At 69.8% G+C, this 12,172-nt stretch carries 13 protein-coding genes; 6 read left to right on the top strand and 7 right to left on the bottom strand.

Features of this window, described 5'->3' with window-relative positions:
* Positions 1-243 precede the first annotated feature (243 nt).
* Both ABJD39_RS00660 and trkA read left to right on the top strand, forming a co-directional pair.
* Positions 244-786: an SRPBCC family protein gene (locus tag ABJD39_RS00660; protein WP_348610768.1), complete on the top strand. Its 543-nt coding sequence runs from the start codon at positions 244-246 to the stop codon at positions 784-786.
* Between the two features lie 133 nt (positions 787-919).
* Complete coding sequence (trkA, locus tag ABJD39_RS00655) at positions 920-2,257, top strand: Trk system potassium transporter TrkA (protein ID WP_348610765.1); 1,338 nt, start codon at positions 920-922, stop codon at positions 2,255-2,257.
* A gap of 32 nt (positions 2,258-2,289) precedes the next feature.
* Here the strand turns inward: trkA and ABJD39_RS00650 are convergent, their stop codons facing one another.
* Entirely contained in the window at positions 2,290-3,387 is a 1,098-nt protein-coding gene (locus ABJD39_RS00650) for an iron transporter (protein ID WP_348610762.1), read from the bottom strand.
* Positions 3,388-3,562: 175 nt separating this feature from the next.
* Between ABJD39_RS00650 and ABJD39_RS00645 the strand changes: the two genes are divergently transcribed.
* Positions 3,563-3,850, top strand: a complete 288-nt coding sequence (locus tag ABJD39_RS00645) for a hypothetical protein (RefSeq protein ID WP_348610759.1) — start codon at positions 3,563-3,565, stop codon at positions 3,848-3,850.
* Between the two features lie 46 nt (positions 3,851-3,896).
* Here the strand turns inward: ABJD39_RS00645 and ABJD39_RS00640 are convergent, their stop codons facing one another.
* The 4 genes from ABJD39_RS00640 to ABJD39_RS00625 form a co-directional block, all read right to left on the bottom strand.
* On the bottom strand, positions 3,897-5,243 hold the full coding sequence (locus ABJD39_RS00640; protein ID WP_348610756.1) for a DUF7405 family protein: 1,347 nt from the start codon (positions 5,241-5,243) through the stop codon (positions 3,897-3,899).
* Positions 5,244-5,304: 61 nt separating this feature from the next.
* Positions 5,305-5,808, bottom strand: a complete 504-nt coding sequence (locus tag ABJD39_RS00635; protein WP_348610754.1) for a hypothetical protein — start codon at positions 5,806-5,808, stop codon at positions 5,305-5,307.
* Positions 5,809-5,866: 58 nt separating this feature from the next.
* The gene (locus ABJD39_RS00630) at positions 5,867-6,385 is read right to left on the bottom strand and encodes a winged helix-turn-helix transcriptional regulator (RefSeq protein ID WP_348610752.1); all 519 of its coding nucleotides are present in this window, start codon (positions 6,383-6,385) and stop codon (positions 5,867-5,869) included.
* Positions 6,382-6,705 carry a DUF7471 family protein gene (locus ABJD39_RS00625; protein WP_348610750.1) on the bottom strand — a complete coding sequence of 108 codons (324 nt, stop codon included), beginning with the start codon at positions 6,703-6,705 and terminating at the stop codon, positions 6,382-6,384. The genes ABJD39_RS00630 and ABJD39_RS00625 overlap by 4 nt, the downstream gene beginning before the upstream one ends.
* A gap of 115 nt (positions 6,706-6,820) precedes the next feature.
* Between ABJD39_RS00625 and ABJD39_RS00620 the strand changes: the two genes are divergently transcribed.
* Entirely contained in the window at positions 6,821-8,443 is a 1,623-nt protein-coding gene (locus tag ABJD39_RS00620; RefSeq protein WP_348610747.1) for a TrkH family potassium uptake protein, read from the top strand.
* 120 nt (positions 8,444-8,563) lie between these two features.
* Here ABJD39_RS00620 and gatA read toward each other — a convergent pair whose 3' ends face one another.
* Both gatA and gatC read right to left on the bottom strand, forming a co-directional pair.
* Positions 8,564-9,922 carry an Asp-tRNA(Asn)/Glu-tRNA(Gln) amidotransferase subunit GatA gene (gene gatA / locus ABJD39_RS00615; protein WP_348610744.1) on the bottom strand — a complete coding sequence of 453 codons (1,359 nt, stop codon included), beginning with the start codon at positions 9,920-9,922 and terminating at the stop codon, positions 8,564-8,566.
* The gene (gene gatC / locus ABJD39_RS00610; protein ID WP_348610741.1) at positions 9,919-10,230 is read right to left on the bottom strand and encodes an Asp-tRNA(Asn)/Glu-tRNA(Gln) amidotransferase subunit GatC; all 312 of its coding nucleotides are present in this window, start codon (positions 10,228-10,230) and stop codon (positions 9,919-9,921) included. Before gatC ends, gatA begins: the two co-directional genes overlap by 4 nt.
* A 299-nt stretch (positions 10,231-10,529) precedes the next feature.
* On the opposite strand from gatC, the gene ABJD39_RS00605 reads away from it, so the two are divergent.
* Entirely contained in the window at positions 10,530-11,519 is a 990-nt protein-coding gene (locus tag ABJD39_RS00605) for a transcription initiation factor IIB (protein ID WP_348610738.1), read from the top strand.
* 69 nt (positions 11,520-11,588) lie between these two features.
* Entirely contained in the window at positions 11,589-12,071 is a 483-nt protein-coding gene (locus tag ABJD39_RS00600; protein ID WP_348610735.1) for an NUDIX hydrolase, read from the top strand.
* Positions 12,072-12,172: the final 101 nt, after the last annotated feature.

Genomic DNA, 12,172 nt, shown 5'->3' with positions numbered 1-12,172 from the left:
TCGGCGGAACTCCGCGGTGGCGACGGTTTACCGTTGCGTTCTAAGCGAGGCGGGACAGCCTCGGCCGCCGCCGCGGGTTACTCGTCGATCGCCCGTCGCGGGGTGACGCGCGGGCCGTTCGGGCCGAATCCGACCTCGGCTTCCACGCCGAACACGTCCCGGAGGAGCTCCTCGTTGATGACCTCGTCGGGCGGCCGCCCGCACAGCCCGAACCCTTACCTCTCGGCCGGCGGATCCGGTGGCATGGACGAGCTCGTCGTCTCGACGGACGTGTACGTCGCCCCCGAGGAGGCGTACGAGTTCCTCGCGGACTTCCCACGCTATGAACGATACACCGAGTACCTCGACCGCGTCTCGCGCACCCGCGGGGACGGCGGCCCGGGATCCCGCTACGCGCTCCGGTTCGCGTGGTGGAAGCTCACCTACACTGCCCGCTCGGAGGTGACCGATGTGGACCCGCCGACGCGGATCGACTGGCGGATCGTGAAGGACATTCGCGCGCACGGCTCGTGGCAGATCGAACCGCTGGAGGAATTCCCGGCGGACGCCCCCGACGACGCCGAGGAGGGGTGTCGAGTGACGCTGGAGATCAACTTCGACGCGGATTCGGCCGACTCCTCGTCGGTGTCGCTGCCGCCGTTGGTCTCGTTCGGGTGGGTGCTGGACAAGGTGAAGGACCTCGTCACTGAGGAGGCCGAGCGCGTGGTCCGCCGGGCGGTCGCGGATCTGGAGGGCCGCGAGCGCGACGTGCGCCTCGACGTTCACAACCACACGGACTCGCTTTGAAGGATGTAGCGGCGCCGTACCCGCGGGAATCGCCGTAAGCGGCGCTGATACGCCGTTCGCGTTCCTGCCGAGACTCCGGAACGCTCATTCCCCTCCGACGAACAGGGGCGGTTATGCAACAGGTGGTCGCGCCGTGCGAGTCCTAATTATCGGCGCGGGACAGGTCGGCGAGAGCATCGCGGCGGACCTAGCTGACACCCACGACGTGGTGATCGTCGAACGGGACGCCGAGCGCTGCGAGGAGCTGACGTACTCGCTGGACGTGCTGACGATCAACGGCGACGGCACTGCCGTCTCGACGCTGGAGGAGGCTGGGATCGGGGACGCCGATATGGTGGTCGCCTCGACCGACGACGACGAGACGAACATCGTCGCCTGCTCCACGGCGAAGGCGGTCTGTGACGCGTTCACGATCGCCCGGATCAAACACACCGAGTACCTCCGGACGTGGGAACGGTCCCGCAAGGCGTTCGGGATCGACTTCATGGTGTGTACGAACCTGCTCACCGCCGAGTCCATCGTTCGGGTCATCGGCCTGCCCGCCGCCCGCGACGTCGATCCTTTCGCCGACGGCAAGGTACAGATGGCGGAGTTCGTGGTGAGCGAGGAGAGCCCGCTCGTCGGCCAGACCGTCAGCGAGGCCGACCGGTTCGACTCGCTGACGTTCGCATCGATCATCCGCGAGCACGAGGTCGTGATCCCGCGCGGCGAGACGACGATCGAGGCGGGCGACCGGGCGGTCGTCATCGGGTCACCGGGGAGCGTCCGCGGCTTCGCGGCCGACGTGGCGCCAGAAGAGCACGTCGGGACCAGCGAGGAGGTCGTCATCGTCGGCGGGTCGGAGATCGGCTACCACACCGCTCGCCTGCTGGGTGAGCGGGGCTTCTCCCCCCGACTGATCGAACAGGACGAGGACCGCGCCCGGAAGCTGGCAGAGGACCTCCCGGATACGGTCGTCATGCAGTCGGACGCGACGGACGTTGGGTTCCTCGAACGCGAACGCGTCGGCGACGCGGACGTGCTGATCGCGACGCTCGACTCCGACGAGAAGAACCTCCTCTCGTGTCTGCTCGCGACCCGTCTCGGCATCGAGCGAACCGTCGCGGTCGTCGATCAGACGGCCTACGTCGACCTGTTCGAGACGGTCGGCATCGACGTGGGCGTCAGCCCGCGGGCGGTCGTCGCCGAGGAGATCACCCGGTTCACTCAGGAAAGCGGCGCCGAGAACGTCGCGCTCATCGAGGACGACCGCGCGGAGGTGATGGAAGTCGAGATCGACGCCGACTCCCTGCTCGTCGACCGACCGATCAGCGAGTCCATCCACGACTTCCCGCCCTGTCTCGTCATCGGCGCGATCACCCGCGGCGGGGAACTCATCACGCCCCGCGGCGACACCGTGATCCGCGAGGGCGACCACGTCGTCGTCTTCTTCGAGCAGCGCGTCGTCGACGAGGTCGCGGAGAAGCTGTAATCTGGGCGGGCAGTCGACCTGCGCTGTCGACTCTACTTCACGGTCAGCGTTCGCTCGGGCATCCCGCCCATGAGCGCGCCGAAGGCCGTCTCGTACCCCTCGTGGCGGGCGATCTGCGGCCACACCGTCGGCGTCAGCGTCAGTTCGTCGCCGGACTCGACGCTCGCGTCGCCGAGCGCGGCGCCGTAGTGGTACGACAGATCGGGGTCGAGCGTCCGGGTGAGCTCCCCGGAGAACGCGTCCTCCCCGTCGCGCGACAGCGTCCCCTCCAGCCCCATCGCCGGGATCAGCATCCGGTTGTACGGCGTGCGGGCCGACACCGCGAGGTACGGCCCGTCGGCGTCGATCCCCCCGGGGGACTCCTCGAGGACCGTCGCGACGAGGACCGCGTCGTTGCTGTTCACCTCGCCGAGGACCATGCCGGGCAGCTCCTCGACCGGCGGCGCCGTCGCGTCGGGCATCGTCTCCATCTCCATCGGGTCGACGGCGTCCCGCTCGCCCGCGTTCTCCAGCGTCCGGAAGGGGATCTCGTCGCGCTCCGACTGGCTGTACCCCATCTCGACCGGAATATCGGCCGGTTCCTCGAATCGGTCGCGGAACGCGCCCGTCCGGCGGGTGCGGACACCTCCGACCGAGACGGTGACGGTGTACGTGCCGTCGCCGTCGAGCCCGAAGTTCCCGCCGTAGTGGGTGCCCATCGGCTGGGAGAGCATCGGGTAGATCACCTCCTGGGAGACGAGCGAGCCGTCCCTCGATATCTCGATCGACACCCCCGTCTCGGGCAGGACCGTCCCCGTTTCGGGGTCCCAGACGCTCGCCATGAGGTGTACGTCGTCGTCCGACCCGACGTCCGTCCGTTCGACCGACTCGCCGTTGACGTTCCAGAACCGGTGTGCGTACGAGTAGAACACGCCGACGCGGTAGTCGCCGGCCTCGCCCATCCCGGCCATGGTCATCCCCTCGACGTGACTCGGGAGGTAGACGCCGTCGGGGCGATCCTCGACGAGCGGCGGCTCGCCGGCGATCCCGTCGCTCGAGGAGAGTTCGAAGCCGAGACACCCGGAGAGGCCCCCCGCGCCCGCTACCGCGCCGGCCGCGGCCGCGCTCCGGAGGAACGTTCGTCTGTCCATATCCCGGATCCGTGACGGCGACGAAAGGGGGTTCTGGTACGGCCGTCGAATCGGAGGCACGGCCATTGGATCGCCGGCAAGGCCGTCGAACGCCGTCGTTGAGGCGAACGCTCGCTACCGTCGACGGTATCCGGGGTCGAAACCGTGTTATGCGCGCCCACTGTCGAGTCAAACGATGAGACGGAGATCCCTCGCCGCCGCGCTCGCGGCGGCGGTCGCGGTCGCGTCGCTCCCCCGGCGCGCGCTCGCGCATCCGGGCCACCCAACTGCGACCCCGAGCGGCCCGCTCGCCGGGGCGTCCCCGACCGGGCTCGGGATCGGACTCGCCGGGCTGCTGCTGGTTTCCGGAGCGCTGCTGCTCGCCCGCGAGGGCACGGTCACCGACCGCACGCGCAGCGTCGGCGTCGCCGTCGGCGCCGCACTGACCGCGATCGGGGCGATCGTCGCGTTCGTCCTCCTCTGAGGGAAACGGTCCACAGCGCCGGCCCCCGCGTTCGACCCGAGAGGGGTCACCCCTCGCTGCCGTCGGGCGTCGGCAGCGCGCGCAGCGACCGCGGCGGGACGAGGAAGTAGCCGCGGTGGCGCAGGAAGATGTACTCGAGGATGCCGTTGTTGACGCGCTGTCGGACCGCCGGGGTCGCGTCCGTCGCGTCGACGCCGTTCATCGACCGCCTGACGGTCTCGAACTGGTCGATGGAGCGCTGGAGCGACGGGAAGTGCAGGCTCGCGATGTCGTCGTCGGCCGACTCGAAGTGGCGGCGAAGCAACAGCGGGTTCCCGTCGGCGTCGCGGTTCTCCCTGGCGGCCTTCTGTGCGTGGCCGACGCGGCCGTACTCCTTGGCGTCCTCGACCACCGAGTCGAGGAAGCGGTCGATCCCCGAGTCGTCGCCGAGGTTCGCGCCCACCCCCTCGACGAGGTTCTCGGCCGCGTGCCCCGGCGAGTACATCTCCATCACCTGCTGCTCGAAGTCCTGCTCGCCGTACCAGTCGTCGAGCCGCTGTCGCCAGTTGCCGACGGACTTGGTCGTCCCCTCGGCGAACGGGCCCTCGCCGATGGCGACCGCGTCCTCGGTCGCCTGGTTCCCGCGGAACCCCGCGACGAATCCCATGAACAGCGGTGCGTCCTCGGGAACGGGGTTCGGCTCGGGAACCCCCGAGAGGTCGTCGGCCTTCTCGTGGGGCATCCCCGGGTCGAAGAAGCCCGTCCGGCGGTCGTCGAGTTCGAGCGCGTCGGTCACCGCCGACGGGAACGACACGCCGTTGGCCTCGCCCGCCTCGCCGAGGAGCGCCTCCTCGGCCGCCAACAGCGCGTCCGGCCGGTCCGAGGCGAGGTGGACGAGCACGTCCTGCGTGTCGAACTCCGGGGTCTCGAAGTCGGCGAGCGGCGTCGGATCCGGGAGCGACACGTCGTCGGGGACCGCCAGATCCGCCTCGAAGCGGTCGACGTACGACGGGGAGTACGCCGCGGAGTGAAGCAGCCCCTCGTGGCTCCAGGCGAACGCCTCGTCGAGCGCGTCGAGCGCGCCCCGGACCGTCTCACGGTCGTCGGCACTCGGCGAGCCATCGCCCGGTAGCGAGAGGTACAGGAGCGTCTGATGCCGAGGGAGCTGCCAGTTCCCGGCGTCGTCGGTCCGGACGTGGTCGTTCCAGGCGTACTGCCGCGCCGGGTGAGCGTCGGCGCCGTCGCCGGCCGGGACGGGTTCCTCGCCGTCGAGGCGGTCGACGCAAGCCGAGAGGCCGGCGGCGCCGCCGACGGCGACGGCGGCCTTGAGGGCCTCGCGCCGCGACAGCCCGTCGAGTGACGGCTCCGCGGAGTCATCGGCGGCCGCGGAGTCGCCGGCGTCCGTGTCGGTCATACCCGCCCTAGCGCGGTCGCGAAAAAGGGGGTTGTGGTGCGGGCGTCGAACGCGGTGACGGTCACTCGACCCGTCCAGTCATCCCGAGGAGCCCGACCCCGGCGAACGCGCCGAGGAGCGCCCACAGCCCGGCGGCGACGACTCCGAGAACCGCCGCGGCCCACAGGACCGGGCCGAAGCTCCGGGCTGCGAAGTCGGCGGAACTGGCGAGAACGAGCGGCGAGGGGATGCCCCGTCCGCGGACGAGCGCGCCGATCGCGGTTCCGACGTACCGACCGACGATGCCGGCGACGATCGACCCGGCGGCGATGGCGCCGGCCGACGAGGGGAGCTGCACGTCGCGACGGCGGAACGCGAGCGCGACGAACGCGAACGGCAGCAGCGCGTGGAGATACTGCCCGAGCGTCGCGGCCAGAACCGCACCCGGGAGGACGCCGACCGGCAGACCACGGACGGCGAGTCCGAGCAGTCCGGCGGCGAACGCGGCCACAGCGGCGGCGACGAACACGGTCACGGCGAGGAGCGCCGACGGTACACGGCGGCGGAGCGCTACGTCGGAGGGCACATCGCCCGGTTCGACCCGGAGATGGCAAAAACTGTTCGGCCGGGGACCGTGGTCCGGACTACTCCAGCAGCGCGTCGACGAGCCGCGTGAAGCGGTCGAGCAGTCGATCCGGGAGCGACGGCTCGATCCGCCGGAGGCTTCGGGCGGTCGCCTCCGGGTCCGTGAGCGCGAGCGTGACGCGGCCGCGCTCGTCCCGGCGTTTCTCGACGACGCCGGCGGCGACGAGGTTGTCCAGGTGCCACTCCAGCGTGCTCCGGGCGACGCCGATGCGGGTCGCGACCGCGTCGGGGGCGGCAGGACCGTCGAGCAGTTCGATCACGGCGTCGCGGGCCGTCTCCCGGCGAAACAGCGCGAGGCGCCGACGCTCCGTGGGATCGACTGCGGGGTCGAAGTAGTGGGTTCGACCGGACACCTCCTCGCCGACGACGCGGTCGGCGCGGCCAAGCCGACGGAGGTGATACTGGGCCTGTCCGGGCGCGAGATCCAGCCTGCGGACGAGTTCGTTGAAGTGGATCCCCGGGTTGGTCGCCACGTACCCGGCGATGCGCTCCCGGGTCGGCTCGGCCGAGCCGGTCACGAGGACACCTCCGTCCGGACCGTCCGCGCGTAGTACACCGCCGCGACGACGAGCGCCGCCATCACCACGTCGAGGAGGTGCTCGGCGAAGTGGTGGGCGTCGATACCGACGAGGCCGAAGGCGGCGCCCGCCGCGAGACCGGCCCGCGCCGCGAGCGCGCCGAGCGCGAGCGCGACCAGCAGATACGACCGGGACCGACGGCGCAGAAACGCCGCCAGTCCGAGCCCGAGCAGTCCCGCGCCGGCGACGCCGCCGAGGGCGATGACGACCGCGTAGGCGACCCCGTGGGCGCCGGGGGCGACGTGGAGCAGGGCGTCCATACCGACGCGTGACGCCGCGGCGACTTCACGGTTGCGCGCCTCGTGCCGACCGAATCTACGCCGTGTGCCGATCGAAGCGGTACGTTCAACTTGGATGCGCCCGCCCGCTTCGAGAGTGAACCTTCGCGTCGAGTATCGGGCGAGTCTGAGCCTCGTCGGGACCGTCATCCGCTATCTCTCGGTTCCCCTGCTCGCGCCGCTGGTCGTCTCGCTGTACTACGGTGAGTCGGTGGCGCCGTTCGCCGCGACGATCCTCCTCGCCGTCCTCGTCGGCACCGGCCTCGAACGGCTCGATCCCGACCCGGACATCGGCGCCCGGGAGGGCTTTCTCATGGTCGCGGCGACCTGGCTCGCCGTCGCAGTCGTCGGGTCCGTCCCGTATCTCATCGAGGCACACGGGATCCCCGGCCTCGTCGCCGCGGTCCATCCCGAGTCGACGCTCGCGAACCCGGTGAACGCCTTATTCGAGGCGATGTCGGGCTTCACGACGACCGGGGCGACCGTCCTCGGCGACATCTCCTTCGAATCACACACCCGCGGAGTCATGCTGTGGCGCCAGCTCACCCAGTGGCTCGGCGGCATGGGGATCGTCGTCCTCGCGGTCGCGATCCTCCCCCAGTTGTCGGTCGGGGGCGCCCAGCTCATGGACGCCGAGGCCCCTGGACCGGGTATCGAGAAGCTCACGCCCCGGATCGCCGAGACCGCCCGCGTGCTGTGGGGCGTCTACGCCGGGATCACGGCGCTGGAGATCCTCCTCCTGTACGGGATGCACCTCGCCGGCCCGGCGCTCGGGATGCCCGGTCTCGCCCCGAACATGACGCTGTACAACGCCGTCGCCCACGGCCTGACGACGATGCCGACCGGCGGGTTCTCGCCGGAGGCCCGCTCGATCGAGGCGTTCTCCGCGGCCGTGCAGTGGGTCATCGTTCCGTTCATGGTCGCCGCCGGGGTCAACTTCGCGCTGTTCTGGGGCGTCATCACGGGCGACCCGCGGCGAATGCTCCGGGACGTGGAGTTCCGGACGTACGTCGGGGCGATGGGCGTGATCGCCGCACTGGTGACGGCGCTGCTGTTCGCCGGAGCGTTCGTCGCCGTCGCCCCCGCGAGCGAGACGTACGACGCCGCCTACCTCTCCGCGGTCACGACTGCCATCTCGGGAAACCTCGAACCCTCGCTTCGACACGCGGTGTTCCAGACGGTCTCGATCGTCACGACGACCGGGTACGCGAGCATGGACTTCAACACCTGGTCCGCGCCGGCGCAGTACGCGCTGTTGTTCGCCATGTTCATCGGCGGGTCGGCCGGATCGACCGGCGGCGGGATCAAGGTGATCCGGTGGGTCGTGATCCTGAAATCGCTTCGCCGGGAGCTGTTCACGACGGCCCACCCCGACGCCGTCCGGCCGCTCCGGCTCAACGGCCGCGCCCTCGACGAGCGCGGCGTGCGCGGCATCTTCGCGTTCACCCTGCTGTATCTCGTGTTGTTCCTGATCTCGACGCTGCTGTTGTTCCTCGACGGCACTCGGCTCCCGGAGAGCTTCTCGGTCCTCGAGACGATGAGCGCCGTCGCGGCCACCCTCGGGAACGTGGGTCCCGGGTTCGGGGTCGTCGGGCCGATGGGGAGCTACCTCGGGTTCACCGAGGCGAGCCGTCTCTACATGGTGTTCCTGATGTGGATCGGCCGCCTCGAGATCATCCCGGTGCTCGTCTGTTTCACGCCGGAGTACTGGCGGCGGTGAGACGCGAGAGGCCGCCCTCGCCGAAGCTGAACGAGAATCTGAGGGGAAACGAACGCGTACGGTGCCGCGAGAATACCACGATCCGCTGGCGACGCTTCACGGCGTCGAGGTGGAGGTTTCCTACTCCTCGACGGCGCTGCCCGCGCGGATGACCGCCTCCTCGCCGAAGGCGGGGCCGACGAACTGCATCCCGACGGGGAGACCCTCCGCCTCGCCCGCCGGCACGGAGATCGCCGGGAGGTTCGCGAGGTTCACCGGCACCGTATTCGCGTCCATCAAGTACAGCGAGAGCGGGTCGTCGAGGCTCTCGCCGCGCTTCGGGGGGAGCACGGGCATCGTCGGCGTCGCGAGCACGTCGGCCTCGGTGAACGCCTCGTCGAAGTCCTGCTTCACCCAGGCGCGGGCGTCCTGCGCCTTCTTGTAGTACTTGTCGTGGTAGCCCGCCGAGAGGGCGTAGGTCCCCAGCAGGATCCGGCGCTTCACCTCGTCGCCGAAGCCCTCCTCGCGGGCAGCCGCGAACGACTCGTTCCAGTTGCCCTCGCCGCCCTCAGTTCCGTACCGAACGCCGTCGAAGCGCGCGAGGTTCGAGGACGCCTCCGACATGGCGATGACGTAGTACGCCTGCACCGCGTGTTCGACGGAAGGGAGCGACACCTCGACGGTCTCGATCCCCTTCGCCTCCAGCTCAGCCAGCGCGTCCTCGAACACCTCGACGACCTCGTCGTCGGCGCCCTCGACTAACTCCGTCGGGACGCCGACTGTCATGCCCTCCACGTCGCCGTCGGCGGCCGCGGCGTACTCGGTCGCGTCGGCGGGATGGGTGTCGTCCGGAACGTCGGTCGCCCCGGGCGCGCCGCCCTCGGCGGCGTCGTAGCGAGTCGTCGCGTCGCGCTCGTCGGGGCCGGCGATGGCGTCGAGCAGGGCGGCCGCGTCCTCGACGGTGTTCGCCAGCGGCCCGATCTGTTCCAGCGAGTTGGCGTACGCGACGAGGCCGTACCGCGAGACGAGCCCGTAGGTCGGCTTGATGCCGACGACGCCGCAGAACGCGGCGGGGTTGCGGACCGAGCCGCCGGTGTCGGAGCCGAGCGCCAGATCCGCCTCGCCGGCGGCGACGGCGGCCGCGGAGCCGCCCGAGGAGCCGCCCGGGACGCGCTCGGGGTCGACGGGGTTCTTCACCGGTCCGAACGCCGACGTCTCCGTGGTCCCGCCCATGCCGAACTCGTCCATGTTCGCCTTGCCGACGATCGTCGCGCCGGCCTCGCGCAGGCGCTCGACGACCGTCGCGTCGTACGGCGGCACGTACTCCTCGAGCATCGCGGAGCCGCAGGTCGTGCGGATCCCCTCGGTCGAGATGTTGTCCTTCACGGCGACCGTCTTGCCGGCGAGCGGACCGTCGGCGTCGCTTTCGACGGTCTCGCGGGTGACGAACGCGTTCAGGTCATCGGTCGCGTCGGCGTCGGGGGCGTCGTCGGCGCTCATGAGACCTTCGGCCCCTTGAAGAAGCCCGCCTCCGAGTCGGGCGCGTTCGCGAGTGCCTCCTCCTGGGAGAGGCCGTCGCGGACCTCGTCGGCCCGCATCACGTTCACCAGATCCGGCTCGTCTTCGACCTCGGGCACCTCGTCGAGCGCCGCGAAGTAGTCGAGCACGTCCGCGAACTGCTCGGCGAACGCCGTCGCCTCCTCGTCATCGAGGTCGACCCGCGCGAGGTCGGCGACGTGGCGGACCTCGTCGGGGTCGACGACGCCGGCGTCGGCCTCCGACTCGGCGCCTTCGTCCGTCGCTGTCATGTACGGGGAGTGCCCCGGACCGCGAGTAAGGGTTTCGATACCCCCGACTCCTCGGCCTCCTCGACGCTGGTCGCCTCCCTGTTTTTGGGATCGTCTCGAGTTCGTTCCGTCTCGGCTCCCACAATTCGATACCGCTTGTGTACCGACTCTATCCGAGATGCAAACCGGCGTCGTTAGGCGGAATTCGCGCCCGAAGACGGCGAAATCCGCCAGCAGATATAAGTTGCTTCCGCCCGTGTAGTTGGTACGGCGAACCCCCCATCGGAGCCTTGAGTCTCCGATTTCAATCCATCCTAACAATGAGTGAGAACGTCCGAAGTTACACGGACGACCGATCGCGCACCACCACCGCCGACGAGGACGAGACAGCGTCCGAGTCGGGGGGAGAACAGCTCGAATGCCCGGAATGTGCCGGGAAGCTGACGAACGACTCCGAACGCGGCGAGACAGTCTGTCGTGACTGCGGCCTCGTCGTCGAGGAGGACGAGATCGATCACGGGCCGGAGTGGCGCGCGTTCGATTCCAAGGAGAAAGATCAGAAGTCCCGCGTCGGCGCCCCGACGACGAACATGATGCACGACAAGGGGCTGTCGACCAACATCGGCTGGCAGAACAAGGACGCCTACGGTAACCAGCTATCCGGCCGCCAGCGCGAGAAGATGCAGCGGCTGCGCACGTGGAACGAGCGGTTCCGAACGCGCGACTCCAAGGAACGCAACCTCAAGCAGGCGCTCGGCGAGATCGACCGGATGGCCTCGGCGCTCGGCCTCCCGGACAACGTCCGTGAGACCGCCTCGGTCATCTATCGACGCGCGCTCGATGAGGACCTGCTGCCGGGCCGCTCCATCGAGGGCGTGGCCACCGCGAGCCTCTATGCGGCTGCTCGACAGGCCGGAACTCCCCGGAGCCTCGACGAGATCGCGAACGTCTCGCGCGTCGAGAAAGACGAGATCGCACGGACGTATCGCTACGTCGTCCGTGAGCTCAAGCTGGAGATCCAGCCGGCTGACCCCGAGAGCTACGTCCCGCGGTTCGCGTCGGACCTACAGCTGTCGGACGAGTCCGAGCGACGAGCTCGCCAGCTCCTCCAGAGCGCCAAGCAGGAGGGCATCCACTCCGGCAAGTCGCCGGTCGGCCTCGCGGCCGCGGCCGTCTACGCCGCGTCGCTGCTCACCAACGAGAAGGTGACCCAAAGCGAGGTGAGCGAGGTGGCGAACATCTCGGAAGTCACCATCCGAAACCGGTATCACGAGCTGCTCGAAGCCGAAGAGCAGGTACAGCTCGGCTGATCCGGATCGGCCATTCGAGCGAGACATCGCTTTCGTAACGCCGAAGCCACGCACCCACCAGCCACGCGTATGGAGACCACGCGCCACTTCACCGCGACCGTCTATCTCGTCCACGACGGCGCGACCGCGCTACACGAACACCCGAAACTCGGCATCCGGATCCCGCCCGGCGGTCACGTCGACCGCGGCGAAGTCCCTCACGAGGCGGGGTTGCGGGAGGCCCGCGAGGAGACCGGGCTCGACCCCACGCTCGTCGACGACACCCGCGACATCGAGGCCCCGGCCGGCGAGACGCTTCCCGCGCCCCGGCACACGATGCTGTACGACATCAACGTTCACGACGACGGCACGGTCGGCCACCAGCACATCGACCACGTGTACTTCGCCGCCGTCGACGGCCGGAGGATCGATCCCGACGGCGACGACGAGGTCGGCGCCGAGGCGTGGGCGTGGTACACGCCGGGGGATCTCCGCGGGAGCGACGTGGACAGCGACACCACGCAGATCGGGATCGAGGCGATCGGGACGGTTCGTGCGGCCACCGACCGATAACTGCCCGAGAGGTCGAACCCCTCCCGAATCTTTAGGTACCGAACCGGGAGCATTGCCGCCCATCGAGTAGCCGGGAACGGCCGACGCTCAGCGGGAGCGCG

It is taken from the genome of Halobaculum rarum, assembly GCF_040025155.1.
GTDB classification, from domain to species: Archaea; Halobacteriota; Halobacteria; order Halobacteriales; family Haloferacaceae; genus Halobaculum; species Halobaculum rarum.
The sequence above is the reverse complement of the archived record's forward strand: the minus strand, read 5'-3'. Positions and strand labels throughout refer to the sequence as shown.

What these genes read in the sequence shown, in the direction of transcription:
- ABJD39_RS00660 (WP_348610768.1), top strand. Translation starts at nt 244, where the DNA reads ATGGACGAGCTCGTCGTCTCGACGGACGTGTACGTCGCCCCCGAGGAG.
- ABJD39_RS00645 (WP_348610759.1), top strand. Translation starts at nt 3,563, where the DNA reads ATGAGACGGAGATCCCTCGCCGCCGCGCTCGCGGCGGCGGTCGCGGTC.
- ABJD39_RS00640 (WP_348610756.1), bottom strand. Translation starts at nt 5,243, where the DNA reads ATGACCGACACGGACGCCGGCGACTCCGCGGCCGCCGATGACTCCGCG.
- gatC (WP_348610741.1), bottom strand. Translation starts at nt 10,230, where the DNA reads ATGACAGCGACGGACGAAGGCGCCGAGTCGGAGGCCGACGCCGGCGTC.
- ABJD39_RS00650 (WP_348610762.1), bottom strand. Translation starts at nt 3,387, where the DNA reads ATGGACAGACGAACGTTCCTCCGGAGCGCGGCCGCGGCCGGCGCGGTA.
- ABJD39_RS00625 (WP_348610750.1), bottom strand. Translation starts at nt 6,705, where the DNA reads ATGGACGCCCTGCTCCACGTCGCCCCCGGCGCCCACGGGGTCGCCTAC.
- gatA (WP_348610744.1), bottom strand. Translation starts at nt 9,922, where the DNA reads ATGAGCGCCGACGACGCCCCCGACGCCGACGCGACCGATGACCTGAAC.
- ABJD39_RS00605 (WP_348610738.1), top strand. Translation starts at nt 10,530, where the DNA reads ATGAGTGAGAACGTCCGAAGTTACACGGACGACCGATCGCGCACCACC.
- ABJD39_RS00600 (WP_348610735.1), top strand. Translation starts at nt 11,589, where the DNA reads ATGGAGACCACGCGCCACTTCACCGCGACCGTCTATCTCGTCCACGAC.